The sequence below is a fragment of the Enterobacter sp. V89_11 genome, from assembly GCF_029967775.1.
Taxonomy (GTDB): domain Bacteria; phylum Pseudomonadota; class Gammaproteobacteria; order Enterobacterales; family Enterobacteriaceae; genus Enterobacter; species Enterobacter ludwigii.
In genome coordinates, this window is the sequence record NZ_JASCAN010000003.1 from 127,902 (window position 1) to 142,130 (window position 14,229).

Genomic DNA, 14,229 nt, shown 5'->3' on the forward strand with positions numbered 1-14,229 from the left:
TCTTCACGATGATGACGTGGCCTCCGGTGCCTGCACCGGGGGCCATTTTTTTAGCCGCCATGTCAGCATCAATGCGATAACCACCAGACCCGCCGCGGCAAGATAGATTACCGGTACCCCTGCCCACGCCATCACCAGCCCCGCCAGCGGCCCGGTAATGCCCAGCGACATGTCCATAAACACCGTGTAGGTCGCCAGCGCCGACCCCTGGTTCTGCTGCGGCACGGCTTTTACCGCGACCACGCCGAGTGCCGGGAAGACCAGCGAAAAGCCAGCGCCGGCGAGGAAAACGCCCATTTTCGCCATCCACGGTGCGGTGGCAATCCCGGTCAACACCAGCCCGACAATCTCTACCGCAAAGCAGATCAACGCCACATTCAGTCCCCCCAGACGGTTGATACCGTTCGGGAAGAGCAAACGCGCGCCGACAAACGCACAGCTAAACAGCGTCAGGGCAAAGGCTGCGCCATCCCAGTCTTTGGCGTCATAGAAGAGAGTGATGAACGTGGCGATCACGCCGAAGCCGGTGGTTGCCAGCGCCAGCGCCATACCATAAGGCCAGACGCGCCCCAGCACCGCCCTGAACGGCAGTGGCTTGCCTTTGCTGGCCTTCACCTTCGGGCGCGGCAGGGCAAACAGAATCGCGAGCAGCGCGACGACCATAATGGTGATAGCCAGCCCGGATAGCCCACCATAGGCATAACAGATCACCCCCAGCGGTGCGCCCAGCGCCATTGCGCCGTAGGTGACGATACCGTTCCACGAGATCACCCGGCCAATATGGGACGCCCCCACCACACCCACACCCCACAGCGTCGAACCGGTACCCGCCAGACTTTGTCCGATACCCAGAATCACTCGCCCCAGACAGAGCAGCGCCAGGCTGACCAGCGGCCAGTGGCTGGTGGTGGCGGCCAGCAGGTAGCCCAGACCACTCAGAAAACAGCCGCAGAGCCCCACAATGACGATGCGCTTTGGCCCAAACAGATCCGCATAGCGCCCGGCATGCGGGCGGCTCAGGAGCGTGGCGAAATACTGCAGGCTGATGACCAGCCCCGCCCAGAATGCGCTAAAACCCATGACGTCATGGACATAGCCCGGCAACACCGCCAGCGGCAGGCCAATCGTCAGATAACTGGCGAAGTTAAAAATCACAACGGAAACAATGCGCAGATCGAGGCGCAATCCGCTCAGCGCCGGTTCGGCGGTATGCTCTGGCATGGGGTTTAACCTGAATTTTTACAACAGTGTTTCACTATTACCACGGCAGGATAAGAAAATCAGCACTGACTTTCAGATTATCGGCTCCAGACGAAGCGGCCCCCGGGCACTACACTTAACGGGCTATCACATTAAGGAACCCGCATGATACCGAACCAGTCCGACAAAGCAGGACTTCACATCTTATTAAAACTCGCCTGCCTGGTGGTTATCCTCGCAGGTATCCATGCTGCCGCTGACATCATTGTCCAGCTCCTGCTGGCGCTCTTTTTTGCCATTGTGCTTAATCCGCTGGTGACCTGGTTTTTGCGCCGGGGCATCAGCCGTCCGGTGGCCATTACTATCGTGGTCATCGTGATGATGATTGCCCTGACAGCGCTTTTCGGCGTGCTGGCGGCGTCGCTCAGTGAATTCTCCACCATGCTCCCGCAGTACAACAAAGAGCTGACGCGTAAGATCGTTTCGCTTCAGGAGATGATGCCTTTTCTTAACCTGCATATCTCACCCGAGCGGATGTTACGCCGCATGGATTCAGAGAAGGTCATGACCTACGCCACTACCCTGATGACCGGCCTTTCCGGCGCGATGGCCAGCATCCTGCTGCTGGTGATGACGGTGGTGTTTATGCTGTTCGAGGTCCGCCATGTTCCTTATAAGCTGCGCTTTGCGCTGAATAACCCGCAAATTCATATTGCGGGTTTACACCGGGCCCTGAAGGGCGTGTCCAAATATCTGGCCCTGAAAACGCTGTTAAGCGTCTGGACCGGGGTGATTGTCTGGCTGGGACTGATGCTGATGGGCGTGCAGTTCGCGCTGATGTGGGGCGTACTGGCGTTTTTGCTGAACTACGTACCCAACATCGGCGCGGTGCTTTCCGCTGTGCCGCCGATGATTCAGGCGTTTCTGTTCAATGGCTTTTACGAATGCATGCTGGTGGGGGCGCTGTTCCTGGTCGTGCATATGGTGCTGGGCAATATCCTTGAGCCGCGCATGATGGGCCACCGTCTCGGAATGTCGACGCTGGTGGTGTTCTTGTCGTTGCTGATCTGGGGATGGCTGCTGGGACCGGTCGGGATGTTACTGTCAGTCCCGCTGACCAGCGTGTGTAAGATCTGGATGGAAACCACCAAAGGTGGCAGCAAACTGGCGATCCTGTTGGGTCCCGGGCGACCGAAAAGCCGATTGCCGGGATAACGGGTCCCACAACGCGTAACAGTGCAACACACCGAAAATTACCGCGACGCTCACCGCGCGGTAATTTTCATTTTCGGTAAGGAGGATTTCGCGTTATTTATCTTGCCCTAATAAATGAATCGTCATGCAAATATTTATTTAACGCAAATTACATGACATATAATTCTCACCCTTTCGTTTCAATGCATTACACCTCCCCTCGCGTAAAATAAATACCCACTTTTATATCGACAAAAATTATCCTCATTAGCGATAATACTCCGCCAAAATATAATTTTTTAAAATTACTGATTTAAATTGTTATTATTGATACGGAGTTGTTGATGAAAAAGATCATTAAATGGTTTGCTGCTGTTGCTGTCGTCGGCGCACTGGTCGGTTGCGCGCGTACCGCCCCAATCGATCAGGTTCACGCTACTGTCAGTACAGGCCACACCGCTGAGCAGGTGAAAACCGCCATTCTGAAAGCAGGCCAGAAGCGCGACTGGATCATGAGCGAAGCGGGCCCGGGCGTAATTAAAGGCCGTCTGCAGGCACGCGACCATTCGGTCGAAATCCGTATTCCTTATTCTGCGACAAGCTATTCAATTAATTACGAAAGCAGTATGAACCTGAAAGCCGCCGACGGTAAAATCCACAAGAACTATAACCGCTGGGTGCATAACCTCGACCACGATATTCAGATGAACCTCTCTGCAGGCGCCGCGCTGTAATATTTTCCTCATGTCGGGCCGACATGGCCCGATAACGTTTTTCTCGGCCTCATAAGGTTACGCACGCATGTACGAAAAGGACATCCTCAACGCGCTGGATGCCATTACCGAAGCGCAACGCATCGCTTTTGCGCCGATGCTGTTTCAGACCGCGCGTTGTCTGCGTAATTCGGGCGTGCTTTCCTGGCTGGATAAAAAAGGGAAAGCAGGGGCAAGTCTCGAGGAAATAACCGAAAACAGTACCCTGAGCAGTTATAGCGTAAGCGTATTGCTGGATATGGGATTAAGCGGACGGATCGTTACCTGTAAAGAAGGGCGCTATTTCCTGGCAAAGGTGGGCCATTTCTTATTGCATGACACCATGACTCGCGTGAATATGGATTTCACGCAAGATGTTTGTTACCAGGGGTTATTCCATCTGGCCGATGCCCTGCAGGAAGAAAAACCGGCGGGATTATCCGTGTTTGGCAACTGGCCAACCATCTATCCGGCATTATCACAATTACCCGCGCAGGCAAAAGAGAGCTGGTTCGCTTTTGATCATTACTATTCTGATGCCGCTTTCGACGCGGCGCTGCCATATATATTCGCAAGCTCGCCGACAAAATTGTACGATGTGGGCGGAAATACGGGTAAATGGGCGTTACGCTGCTGCCGCTATGACGACAATGTTGCCGTGACGATCCTTGACCTGCCACAGCAGATAACGCTGGCGCAGGAAAACATCGAAAAAGCAGGTTTATCTCATCGCATTGGCTTCCATGCTGTCGATATGCTTAGTCATGCGACATTGCCGGGTGAAGCCGATATCTGGTGGATGAGCCAGTTCCTGGATTGTTTCTCTCCGGACCAGATTGTCGCCATGTTGACTCGCGTTGCACAGGTTATGAAGCCCGGCGCGCGACTGTGCATCATGGAACTGTTCTGGGATGCCCAAAAATTTGAAGCCGCCTCATTCAGCCTGAATGCTACCTCGCTTTATTTCACCTGTATGGCGAACGGCAACAGCCGGTTTTACAGTGTAGAGAAATTTTATCACTACCTGGAGCGGGCCGGTTTCCACGTAGAACAGCGGCTGGACAACCTTGGGGTAGGTCATACCCTATTGATTTGTCAAAAAATTGAACAATAGAGCAGTTGAACTGCCCGGCAGGCTTGCCTGTCTTTTAATGATGGTTTTCCGCGGACGCGCGTAGATGAAATTTTCACTGAACATAATTGACTGGCAGGCAAGAGCACCAGGCCTGAGCGATGCCGCAGAGTGGCAGGCGTGGTCACGCCAGCACCTTACCCTCGACCCGGCTGCGCCGCTGCCTAAGCTTACCGAACTGCCGATGATGACCGCGCGCCGCCTCAACTCGGGCAGTAAGCTGGCGGTAGACCTTGGACTCACCCTGCTTCGCCGCCACGCGATTGATGCCGTTGTCTATTCCAGCCGTCATGGCGAACTGGAGCGTAATTTCCGCATCCTGCACTCCCTGGCGACCGGTCAGGCCGTCTCGCCGACAGACTTTGCCATGTCCGTGCACAATTCGGCGGTGGGCAACCTGACGATCACTGCGCGACACCCCATCGTCTCGTCATCTGTTTCTGCCGGGCTGGACACCTTCCAGCAGGCATTATGTGAAGTGTTGAGCCTGCTTCAGGCGGGCTATTCCCGCGTCTTGCTGGTCGATTTTGACGGTGCCCTGCCCGATTTTTATCATCCGGGTTTACCGCCGCAGATGCCCACCTGGCCCTACGCGCTGGCCCTGGTGATTGAAGCCGGGAGCACACTGCAGTGCGAAACCCGCAGCGGCAGCACGGGTGAAGAACCTCCCCTGCCGCAGAGCCTGATGTTCCTGCAACGTTACCTCCGCGATGAACGACAGTTTGTGGTTTCAGGCGAACGTCTGCTGTGGCAATGGACACGCGAATGAGCCGCCTGACTGCCCGTATCAACTGGTTATGGCGTCTCATGATGACCGGCTTCTGCTTCGTGCTGTTTGGCACGGGCGGGCTGTTGCTGTCGCTGGTGTGGTTCAATCTGCTGTTGCTGGTTCAGCGCGACCGCGCCAGACGCCGCCGCCTGGCGCGTCGCAGTATCGCGGCCAGCTTCCGCTTTTTCTTACATGTCGCCCGTGGCACCGGGGTACTGGACTATCGCATTCACAATCTTGACGCCCTTCGCGGGGATCGCGGTTGTCTGGTGGTGGCCAATCACCCGACGCTGATTGATTACGTGATCCTGGCGTCCGTCATGCCCGAAACCGACTGTCTGGTGAAAGGTGCGTTGCTCCGCAACCCCTTTGTCAGCGGCGTCATTCGCGCAGCGGATTACCTGATTAACAGCGAAGCGGAAACGCTCCTCAGTGCAAGCCAGCAGCGTCTGGCCCAGGGCGACACGCTGTTAATCTTTCCGGAGGGCACACGAACCCGGTCGGGAGAGGCAATCTCCCTCCAGCGCGGCGCGGCAAATATTGCCGTGCGCTGCCACAGCGACCTGCGCATCGTGGTGATCCACTGCAGCGAACCTCTGCTGGATAAAAAAAGTCACTGGTACGACGTACCGCCCGTAAAACCTGTTTTCACCGTAGATGTTCGCGATCGCGTGAATATCGACGCTTTTTACGATGCAAAGACACAAGAACCGGCACTGGCGGCAAGGCAGTTAAACCGGCATCTGCAGCATCGATTAACATCAGGCCTTCAATCTTTGTCAGGAATTAATGATGCAAGCGCTTCATCTTGAAATTAAAAATCTCATCATCACCACGCTGAATCTGGACGAGCTTACCGCCGAGGATATCGATACCGATGCTGCGCTGTTTGGTGATGGACTGGGTCTCGACTCTATCGACGCCCTGGAACTTGGCCTGGCCGTGAAAAACCAGTATGGCGTAGTGCTGTCTGCCGAAAGCGAAGAGATGCGTCAGCACTTCTTTTCCGTCGCCACGCTGGCTTCTTTTATCAACGCTCAACGCGCCTGAGATGTGATCCGTTATGACTGAACAAGAAACCATTTATCAGGAAGTCTGCGAACTCCTGGCTACGCTGTTTGAACTCGACCCACAGGAAATCACGCCTGAGGCTCGCCTGTACGAAGATCTGGATCTGGACAGTATCGATGCAGTGGACATGATTGTTCACCTGCAGAAGAAAACGGGGACGAAAATCAAACCGGAAACCTTCAAATCTGTCCGTACCGTGCAGGATGTGGTTGACGCTGTCGCTCAGCTTTTGCGCGACGAGTAAACCACCGTGCCTGGAGGACGAGCGTTTCCGGCGATCCCACTCCTGACGGGAGTCGTGTTGCTGGCGTGGCCATTCCTGATTGGATTGGGGCTGACGCACAACGGTCTGCACTGGCTGTTGCCGCTGATGGCCCTGGTGCTGGTGCTGCGTCTGCATCAGGCGCGGCGAAACGCAGGCCCGATGCGGTATGTGGTGCAGTGCATTGCGCTGGCAGGCCTGGCGCTCTGCGCGGCGAGCTATCTGCTGAAAGCGCATCAGTGGCTGCTGCTCTATCCGGTGGTGGTTAATCTCGTGATGCTGGCCGTGTTTGGCGGCTCACTGTGGACAACCATGCCGCTGGTTGAACGGCTGGCACGTCTGCGTGAACCGAATTTGCCTCCGGCGGGTGTGCGATATACCCGTAAGGTGACGCTGGTGTGGTGCGGGTTTTTCCTCGGTAACGGTGCGATAGCCCTGTTTACCGTGCTACACGGCGATATGCATGTCTGGACAGTGTGGAACGGTATGGTGGCTTATTTTCTGATGGGCACGCTGATGGCGACAGAGTGGCTGGTGCGTCAACGGGTGATGAAAAAAGAGAAGCTCGATGAATAAACCCCTCCCGCTGGGCCAGTGGTTAAATGCTCCACGCCCTGACGACATGCCGATCGCCTGGTTTGACGATCGCACCTGGACGCTGGGTGAGTTGCGCCACGATGTCACCTTGCTGGTAGAAGCATTGCGACAGCAGGAGGGTGAACGCTGGGCGCTGTGCTTTGAAAACAGCTACCTGTTTATTGTTGCGCTGCTGGCCTCACTGCATGCCGGTAAAACCCCGGTCATTCCAGGCCATAGCCGGGTCTCTCTGCTCGACGAACAGCAGTCGCTGTTTAGCGGTGTCCTGAGCGATCAGACGCTGGATATTCAGGGAAAGGTCATTGTGGTGACCTCCTCCCCCCAGACCGCGCGCCAATGGGCACCGTTGCCCGTCATTGACGACGCGCGCTTTGTTGAGCTTTTTACCTCGGGCTCCACGGGCACCCCACGCCGGGTCATTAAGCACATCACCAGCCTGGACCGTGAAGCATGCCTGCTGGCGAACCGTTTTGGCGAACGCCTGGCGGGCTGCAGCATTGTGGCCTCGGTCGTACCACAACATCTCTATGGCCTGACGTTCCGCATCATGTTGCCAATGGCGATGGGGCTTCCGCTGCACGCCGCCATGCTTTATTACGCTGAGCAGCTGGCGGCACTCCCTCACGACAGGCAGTACCTTTTTATCAGCAGTCCGGCGTTCCTGAAACGGCTGGATACCGAGCTGACTGCCCCTCCCGTCGTGATGCTGATCTCCGCTGGGGGAATGCTGCCCTGGTGCGATGTCACGGAGACCCATGGCTGGCTTAACGTCTGGCCGGATGAAATCTATGGCAGCACCGAAACCGGGATCCTCGCCTGGCGGCACCGTCAGGCGGACAGCGTACCCTGGTTCGCCTTCCCCGGCGTGGTGTTCCACAGTGAAGGGGAAATCTGCCGCGTGACCTCCCCGCTCATTCACGAAGCCGCAGGGTTAGAGCTGGACGATATCCTGCACTTCGACAGTAACGGTTTTTTTAGCATTGCCGGACGTCGTGGTCGGGTGGTCAAAATCGAAGAAAAGCGTATCTCACTGAACGAGATTGAACGTCGCCTGCTGGAGCTTGAGGGCATATGTGAAGCCGCAGCATTACCGGTTACCCGCGGAGGTCGTCAGGGTATAGGTGTCCTGCTGGTTCTGGATGAGAAGACCCGTCAGCGCTGGCATCAGCAGGGCAAAAAAACGCAGGAACTGGCCTGGCGCCGCGCCCTGCGGCCCTGGCTTGAGCCGGTCGCCGTCCCCCGCTACTGGCGCATTATCGATGAGATGCCGGTAAACAGTATGAACAAGCGTGTCTATGCGCAGTTACAGGAGTTGTTTCATGAAAATTCATGAAATCGAACGCCACCAGGCACAGCCGCAGCACCTGGAAATCGTTTTGCATCTTGACCCCTCCCTGTTCTGGTTCCAGGGGCATTTTGCCGTACAGCCGTTGCTGCCAGGTGTGGCACAGATTGACTGGGTCATGCACTACGCCACCACGCTGCTGGCACCGGGTTACCGTTTTCACAGCATCCAAAATGTGAAATTCCAGGCCCCTCTGCTGCCAGATACCACGGTCACGCTGGTCCTTAACTGGCATGCTGAACGTCAGATACTGACCTTCAGCTACCAGCGCCATGCCGGTGACGATCGCCATACTGCCAGCAGCGGGAAGATTCGCCTGTGTCAGTAACCTTCCGCCCCTGCGTGCTGATCCCGTGCTACAACCATGGCGCGATGATGGCAAAGGTACTGTCGCGGCTGGCGCCGTTCGGCTTGCCCTGCCTGGTGGTCGATGACGGAAGTGACGAGCAGACGCGCCGTATTCTGGAGCGTCTGGCCGCCGGGCAGCCCCAGGTTACGCTGGTACGTCTGGCGCAAAACGCAGGTAAAGGTGCCGCGGTCATTAAGGGGCTGGAAGAGTCGGCCCGCGCGGGCTATACCCACGCCGTACAGGTGGATGCCGACGGCCAGCATGCTATTGAGGATATCCCCAAAATGCTGGCTCTGGCTGAGCGTCACCCGGAGGCGCTGATATCTGGCCAGCCCATTTACGATGATTCCATTCCGCGCTCCCGCCTCTACGGTCGCTGGATAACGCACGTCTGGGTATGGATTGAAACCCTGTCCCTGCAACTTAAAGACAGCATGTGCGGTTTTCGGGTCTACCCGGTCTCGCCCACGCTGCAGCTGGCCGCACGCGTATCGCTTGGTAAACGTATGGACTTTGACACCGAAGTGATGGTCCGTCTCTACTGGCAGGGCAATACCAGCTATTTTCTGCCGACCCGCGTTACCTATCCGCCGGACGGGTTATCTCATTTCGACGCGCTCAAAGACAACGTGCGGATCTCGCTGATGCACACCCGGCTGTTCTTCGGCATGCTGCCCCGCATTCCCGCCCTGCTGTTTCGTCGTCGCCGCCAGCACTGGGCGCAGCAGGACGAGGTGAAAGGCCTGTGGGGAATGCGCCTGATGCTGCGCGTCTGGCAGCTGTTTGGCCGCCGGGCCTTTACCGTGCTGCTGTGGCCGGTTATCGCGGTGTACTGGCTTACGGCCCGACCGGCGCGACAGGCTTCACAGCAGTGGACAGCACGAGTGAAGCAGGTGCTGACGCAGCGGAACATGCCTGTTCCGCCACGCCTTAACAGCTTTTTCCATTTTATGCGCTTCGGTAACGCCATGCTGGATAAAGTCGCCAGCTGGCGCGGCGAACTGAAGTTTCATCGTGACGTGGTCTTTGCTCCCGGTGCATATGACGTGCTGGATGCTGACGCATCGCAAGGCAAACTGCTGCTCGCATCGCATCTTGGCGATGTGGAAGCCTGCCGGGCACTGGCTCAGCTGGAAGGCAGCAAAGTCATCAACGCGCTGGTCTTTAGCGATAACGCGCAGCGCTTTAAACAGATCATGACCGAGATGGCACCCCAGGCGGGGGTTAACCTGATGCCCGTGACGGACATTGGGCCGGATACCGCTATCGCCATCAAAGAGAAGCTTGAGCGCGGTGAATGGGTCGCCATTGTGGGCGATCGCATAGCGGTCACGCCACAGCGCGGCGGCGACTGGCGGGTGATCTGGAGTTCGTTTATGGGACAGCCCGCCCCGTTCCCGCAAGGGCCGTTTATCCTCGCCTCCATTCTGCGCTGCCCGGTGGTGCTGATTTACGCCCTGCGTCAGCAGGGTGCGCTCACGATACACTGCGAACCGTTTGCCGACCCGCTGCTTCTGCCACGCGGGGAGCGCCAGCAGGCGCTGCAACAGGCCGTCGATCGCTATGCACAGCGGCTTGAGCATTACGCCTTAATGTCACCGCTCGACTGGTTTAATTTTTTCGATTTCTGGCACCTGCCGGATGCCAAAGAGAAGGAGTAAAGGGTGCTGACCGATCCCCGCTTTACGACCGAAGTAGAAATCACCGTTCCGTTCCACGATGTCGATATGATGGGCGTGGTCTGGCACGGCAACTATTTTCGCTACTTTGAGATTGCCCGCGAGGCGCTGCTCAACCAGTTTAACTACGGCTATCGCCAGATGAAGGCGTCAGGCTATGTCTGGCCGGTAGTCGATACCCGGGTGAAATACCGCGATGCGGTGACCTTTGAGCAGCGCATCCGTGTGCGCGCGCACATCGAAGAGTATGAAAACCGTCTGCGCATCGCCTATCAAATTTTCGACGCGCAAACCGGTAAACGCACCACCACCGGCTATACCATCCAGGTGGCCGTCGAAGAAGCCAGCCATGAAATGTGCTTTGTCAGCCCGGCTATATTGTTTGAACGAATGGGAGTTACGCCATGAAATGGTTGCCTGTGCTGGCACTGATGATCAGCCCGCTGGTGAGCGCCGTGACGCTGGATGAGCTGCAGCAGCGGTTTACCGGGCAACCTGTCGTGCGTGCGCATTTCGAACAGGTCCGGACGATTAAGGATCTGCCGCAGCCGCTGCGCTCGCAGGGCGAAATGTTGATCGCACGCGACAGCGGCCTGCTGTGGGATCAAAAAGCGCCTTTCCCCATGACGTTGTTGCTGGATGATAAACGGATGATCCAGACGATCAACGGCCAGCCTCCGCAGACCATTACCGCCGACAATAATCCGCAGATGTTCCAGTTCAACCACCTGCTGCGGGCGCTGTTCCAGGCCGACCGCAAGGTGCTGGAAGAGAACTTCCGCATCGATTTTCGCGATCTCGGCGAAGGCCGCTGGTCGCTGGTGCTGACCCCCACAACGACACCGCTGGACAAAATTTTCGCTACCCTCGATCTGGGCGGCGCGACCTACCTTGAGACGATTCGCCTCAACGATAAGCAGGGCGACCGTACCGATATCGTCCTTTCCCGCCACACACTGACGCCCGCCAGACTGACCGATGACGAACGCCAACGCTTTGCCGCACCGTAAATCCCTGCGCCCGGCGCTGCTGTGGGCGACGGTATGCCTGATTCTGTTGGGCGTGTTGCTGTCGCTGCTGCCCGGCGCGCGCCTGAACAGCAGCGTACTGGCTATGCTGCCGAAGCAGACGCTCGGGGCAATCCCGCCGGCACTCAACGACGCGTTTATACAGCGTCTTGACCGCCAGCTTGTCTGGCTGGTCAGTCCCGGTAAAGAACCCGATCCGCGGGTGGCGCAGCAGTGGCTGGATCTGTTGAAAAACAGCCATTCGCTCAGGGAGGTTAAAGGCCCGATGGACGCCGCCGGGCAAAAGGCCTGGGGCGAGTTCTTCTGGCAGCATCGCAACGGCCTGATTGATTCGGCCACCCGGGCCCGCCTGCAAAACGGCGGTGAGGCGCAGGCGCAGTGGATTTTATCCCAGCTCTACTCGGCCTTTTCCGGCGTGAGTGGCAAAGAGTTGCAAAACGATCCCCTGATGCTGATGCGCGGCTCGCAGCTGGCGCTGGCGCAAAACAGCCAGAAGCTACGGCTGATGGACGGCTGGCTGGTCACCCAGGATGCCAGTGGAAATTACTGGTATATGCTGCACGGTGAGCTGGCGGGATCATCGTTTGATATGCAGCAAACCCATCAGATGGTAACCACCCTTACCGCCCTGCAGGAGACGCTGAAAACGCGCTTTCCGCAGGCGCAGCTGCTCTCACGCGGTACCGTGTTTTACAGTGATTACGCCAGCCAGCAGGCAAAACGGGACATCTCCACGCTGGGCATCGTCACGATCCTTGGGGTTATCCTGCTGATCGTGGCAGTGTTTCGTTCCCTGAAACCCCTGCTGCTGTGTCTGATTTCCATTGCCACAGGTGCGCTGGCGGGCACGGTGGTGACGCTGCTGCTGTTTGGCGAATTGCATCTGATGACGCTGGTGATGAGCATGAGCATCATCGGAATTTCAGCGGATTACACGCTCTATTACCTCACCGAACGCATGGTGCACGGCGCAGAACATTCCCCGTGGCAAAGCCTGGCCAAAGTGCGTAATGCGCTGCTGCTGGCGCTGCTGACGACCGTTGCCGCCTACCTGATTATGATGCTGGCCCCCTTCCCCGGGATCCGCCAGATGGCGGTGTTTGCCGCGGTGGGGCTGAGCGCCTCCTGTCTGACGGTGATTTTCTGGCATCCCTGGCTGTGTCGTGGTTTGCCGGTGCGGCCGGTTCCGTTTATGGTCCTGATGTTGCGCTGGCTGGCCGCCTGGCGACGCAATAAAAAACTCTCTGTGGGCCTGCCTGTGGTACTGGCGCTGGTCTCGGCTGCCGGGCTTGCCACCCTGAAGGTCAACGACGATATCGCCCAGCTACAGGCGCTGCCCAAAGACATTCTGGCGCAGGAGAAAACCATTACCGCCCTGACCGGGCAAGGTGTCGATCAGAAATGGTTTGTGGTGTATGGCGCATCGCCGCAGCAAACGCTGGAACGGCTGGAAGCCTTTACCCCGGCGTTAGCCCAGGCCCAAAAAGCGGGGGATATTACCCGCTGGCGTTCCCTGCCCTTAAATTCGCTGGCGCGCCAGAAAAGCGATCTGCTGCTGTTGCAGCAGGCCGCGCCGGCCATAACGAACGCGCTGCGAAACGCGGGACTGAGCACCGTCACACCGAATCTGAACGCCATGCCCGTGAGCGTGGAGGCGTGGCTCGCCAGCCCGGCCAGCGAAGGCTGGCGTCTGCTGTGGCAGACCCTGCCTGACGGCGAAAGCGGTGTGTTAGTGCCGGTGGACAACGCCCGGAACAGCGCCGCACTCAGCGAAGTAGCCGCCCGTCATGCGGGCGTCGTCTGGGTCGATCGCAAGGCCAGTTTTGACAGCCTGTTTGAGCTCTACCGCACGCTGTTAACGGGACTCTTGTTTGTCGCGCTGGCGGTGATTGCCTGCGGGGCGATGGTACGCCTCGGCTGGCGAAAAGGGCTTATCAGTCTGGTCCCGTCCGTGCTGTCGCTCAGCTGCGGGCTGGCCGCGCTGGCCGTCACGGGGCATCCGGTAAATCTGTTTTCACTGCTGGCGCTGGTCCTGGTGCTCGGCATTGGCATTAACTACACGCTGTTTTTCGGCAACCCGCGCGGTACGCCGCTGACGTCGATGCTGGCCATCACGCTGGCGATGATGACCACGCTGCTGACGTTAGGCATGCTCGTGTTCAGCGCCACGCAGGCCATCAGCAGCTTCGGTATTGTGCTGGTGAGCGGCATTTTTACCGCCTTCCTGCTGGCGCCGCTGGCGATGCCTGTTAAGAAAGAGAGAAAACGAAAATGAATGCTTTTTACCGCGCAGCCGCGCTGGTCGCGACGCTGCTGCTGGCAGCCTGTAGCCATTCGACCGATACTGAAGGGACGCGCCCGCAGGCCTGGCTTCAGCCGGGAACCCGAGTGACGCTACCGCCGCCCGGTATTACCCCGGCGGTCAGTTCGCAGCAGCTGCTGACCGGAACCTTCAACGGACAAACGCAGTCCCTGCTGGTCATGCTCAACGCGGATGATCACAAAGTGACGCTTGCCGGGCTCTCTTCCGTCGGTATCCGTCTGTTCCTGGCGACTTACGACGACACCGGGATCCACACCGAACAGTCGATCGTTGTGCCGCAGCTGCCTCCCGCCAGCCAGGTACTGGCCGATGTGATGCTCAGCCACTGGCCACTCAGCGCCTGGCAGCCACAACTGCCGAAGGGCTGGACGCTTAAAGACAAGGGCGATCGGCGCGAGCTACGCAATGCCAGCGGCAAGCTGGTCACTGACATTGTCTACCTGCAACGCAAAGGCAAGCGCGTGCCAATCAGCATCGAGCAACACGTCTTTAACTACCACATCACCATTCAATATCTGGGTGACTGAG

At 57.8% G+C, this 14,229-nt stretch carries 16 protein-coding genes; 15 read left to right on the forward strand and 1 reads right to left on the reverse strand.

All coding sequences use genetic code 11. From position 1 onward, the window contains the following. Window positions 1-3: 3 nt before the first annotated feature. The gene (locus QLG09_RS03525; protein ID WP_282488733.1) at window positions 4-1,221 is read right to left on the reverse strand and encodes an MFS transporter; all 1,218 of its coding nucleotides are present in this window, start codon (window positions 1,219-1,221) and stop codon (window positions 4-6) included. 144 nt (window positions 1,222-1,365) lie between these two features. On the opposite strand from QLG09_RS03525, the gene QLG09_RS03530 reads away from it, so the two are divergent. The 15 genes from QLG09_RS03530 (at window position 1,366) to QLG09_RS03600 (ending at window position 14,228) form a co-directional block, all read left to right on the forward strand. Further along, on the forward strand, window positions 1,366-2,415 hold the full coding sequence (locus tag QLG09_RS03530; RefSeq protein WP_014172027.1) for an AI-2E family transporter: 1,050 nt from the start codon (window positions 1,366-1,368) through the stop codon (window positions 2,413-2,415). A gap of 323 nt (window positions 2,416-2,738) precedes the next feature. Continuing rightward, the gene (locus tag QLG09_RS03535) at window positions 2,739-3,128 is read left to right on the forward strand and encodes a hypothetical protein (protein WP_049022907.1); all 390 of its coding nucleotides are present in this window, start codon (window positions 2,739-2,741) and stop codon (window positions 3,126-3,128) included. 67 nt (window positions 3,129-3,195) lie between these two features. Then, the gene (locus tag QLG09_RS03540; RefSeq protein WP_282488734.1) at window positions 3,196-4,260 is read left to right on the forward strand and encodes a class I SAM-dependent methyltransferase; all 1,065 of its coding nucleotides are present in this window, start codon (window positions 3,196-3,198) and stop codon (window positions 4,258-4,260) included. A 64-nt stretch (window positions 4,261-4,324) separates the two neighbouring features. Continuing rightward, the gene (locus QLG09_RS03545) at window positions 4,325-5,047 is read left to right on the forward strand and encodes a beta-ketoacyl synthase chain length factor (protein ID WP_040018231.1); all 723 of its coding nucleotides are present in this window, start codon (window positions 4,325-4,327) and stop codon (window positions 5,045-5,047) included. Continuing rightward, window positions 5,044-5,859 carry a lysophospholipid acyltransferase family protein gene (locus tag QLG09_RS03550; RefSeq protein ID WP_044858006.1) on the forward strand — a complete coding sequence of 272 codons (816 nt, stop codon included), beginning with the start codon at window positions 5,044-5,046 and terminating at the stop codon, window positions 5,857-5,859. The genes QLG09_RS03545 and QLG09_RS03550 overlap by 4 nt, the downstream gene beginning before the upstream one ends. Further along, window positions 5,840-6,097, forward strand: coding sequence for a phosphopantetheine-binding protein (locus QLG09_RS03555; protein ID WP_020884530.1), 258 nt, complete (start codon window positions 5,840-5,842; stop codon window positions 6,095-6,097). The genes QLG09_RS03550 and QLG09_RS03555 overlap by 20 nt, the downstream gene beginning before the upstream one ends. A 13-nt stretch (window positions 6,098-6,110) precedes the next feature. Next, window positions 6,111-6,362: an acyl carrier protein gene (locus QLG09_RS03560; RefSeq protein WP_014172033.1), complete on the forward strand. Its 252-nt coding sequence runs from the start codon at window positions 6,111-6,113 to the stop codon at window positions 6,360-6,362. A gap of 6 nt (window positions 6,363-6,368) precedes the next feature. Continuing rightward, on the forward strand, window positions 6,369-6,956 hold the full coding sequence (locus QLG09_RS03565; RefSeq protein WP_014172034.1) for a hypothetical protein: 588 nt from the start codon (window positions 6,369-6,371) through the stop codon (window positions 6,954-6,956). Beyond that, complete coding sequence (locus QLG09_RS03570) at window positions 6,949-8,310, forward strand: AMP-binding protein (RefSeq protein WP_020884528.1); 1,362 nt, start codon at window positions 6,949-6,951, stop codon at window positions 8,308-8,310. Before QLG09_RS03565 ends, QLG09_RS03570 begins: the two co-directional genes overlap by 8 nt. Further along, entirely contained in the window at window positions 8,297-8,650 is a 354-nt protein-coding gene (locus tag QLG09_RS03575) for a beta-hydroxyacyl-ACP dehydratase (RefSeq protein ID WP_020884527.1), read from the forward strand. The genes QLG09_RS03570 and QLG09_RS03575 overlap by 14 nt, the downstream gene beginning before the upstream one ends. Further along, window positions 8,641-10,332, forward strand: a complete 1,692-nt coding sequence (locus QLG09_RS03580; RefSeq protein WP_160890680.1) for a glycosyltransferase family 2 protein — start codon at window positions 8,641-8,643, stop codon at window positions 10,330-10,332. Before QLG09_RS03575 ends, QLG09_RS03580 begins: the two co-directional genes overlap by 10 nt. Window positions 10,333-10,335: 3 nt before the next feature. Beyond that, window positions 10,336-10,758 (forward strand): thioesterase family protein, encoded by a 423-nt coding sequence (locus QLG09_RS03585; RefSeq protein ID WP_106503548.1) that lies wholly within the window; start codon window positions 10,336-10,338, stop codon window positions 10,756-10,758. Beyond that, window positions 10,755-11,360, forward strand: a complete 606-nt coding sequence (locus QLG09_RS03590) for an outer membrane lipoprotein carrier protein LolA (protein ID WP_108647714.1) — start codon at window positions 10,755-10,757, stop codon at window positions 11,358-11,360. Before QLG09_RS03585 ends, QLG09_RS03590 begins: the two co-directional genes overlap by 4 nt. Next, on the forward strand, window positions 11,329-13,653 hold the full coding sequence (locus QLG09_RS03595; RefSeq protein WP_223398654.1) for an MMPL family transporter: 2,325 nt from the start codon (window positions 11,329-11,331) through the stop codon (window positions 13,651-13,653). Before QLG09_RS03590 ends, QLG09_RS03595 begins: the two co-directional genes overlap by 32 nt. Next, window positions 13,650-14,228 (forward strand): DUF3261 domain-containing protein, encoded by a 579-nt coding sequence (locus QLG09_RS03600; RefSeq protein ID WP_214580888.1) that lies wholly within the window; start codon window positions 13,650-13,652, stop codon window positions 14,226-14,228. The genes QLG09_RS03595 and QLG09_RS03600 overlap by 4 nt, the downstream gene beginning before the upstream one ends. Window position 14,229 lies beyond the last annotated feature (1 nt).

Bases quoted from the DNA above. Each gene is read 5' to 3' on its own strand.
- QLG09_RS03525 (WP_282488733.1), bottom strand. From the start codon at position 1,221: ATGCCAGAGCATACCGCCGAACCGGCGCTGAGCGGATTGCGCCTCGAT.
- QLG09_RS03560 (WP_014172033.1), top strand. From the start codon at position 6,111: ATGACTGAACAAGAAACCATTTATCAGGAAGTCTGCGAACTCCTGGCT.
- QLG09_RS03540 (WP_282488734.1), top strand. From the start codon at position 3,196: ATGTACGAAAAGGACATCCTCAACGCGCTGGATGCCATTACCGAAGCG.
- QLG09_RS03545 (WP_040018231.1), top strand. From the start codon at position 4,325: ATGAAATTTTCACTGAACATAATTGACTGGCAGGCAAGAGCACCAGGC.
- QLG09_RS03555 (WP_020884530.1), top strand. From the start codon at position 5,840: ATGCAAGCGCTTCATCTTGAAATTAAAAATCTCATCATCACCACGCTG.
- QLG09_RS03535 (WP_049022907.1), top strand. From the start codon at position 2,739: ATGAAAAAGATCATTAAATGGTTTGCTGCTGTTGCTGTCGTCGGCGCA.
- QLG09_RS03575 (WP_020884527.1), top strand. From the start codon at position 8,297: ATGAAAATTCATGAAATCGAACGCCACCAGGCACAGCCGCAGCACCTG.
- QLG09_RS03600 (WP_214580888.1), top strand. From the start codon at position 13,650: ATGAATGCTTTTTACCGCGCAGCCGCGCTGGTCGCGACGCTGCTGCTG.
- QLG09_RS03590 (WP_108647714.1), top strand. From the start codon at position 10,755: ATGAAATGGTTGCCTGTGCTGGCACTGATGATCAGCCCGCTGGTGAGC.
- QLG09_RS03550 (WP_044858006.1), top strand. From the start codon at position 5,044: ATGAGCCGCCTGACTGCCCGTATCAACTGGTTATGGCGTCTCATGATG.
- QLG09_RS03570 (WP_020884528.1), top strand. From the start codon at position 6,949: ATGAATAAACCCCTCCCGCTGGGCCAGTGGTTAAATGCTCCACGCCCT.
- QLG09_RS03595 (WP_223398654.1), top strand. From the start codon at position 11,329: ATGACGAACGCCAACGCTTTGCCGCACCGTAAATCCCTGCGCCCGGCG.
- QLG09_RS03530 (WP_014172027.1), top strand. From the start codon at position 1,366: ATGATACCGAACCAGTCCGACAAAGCAGGACTTCACATCTTATTAAAA.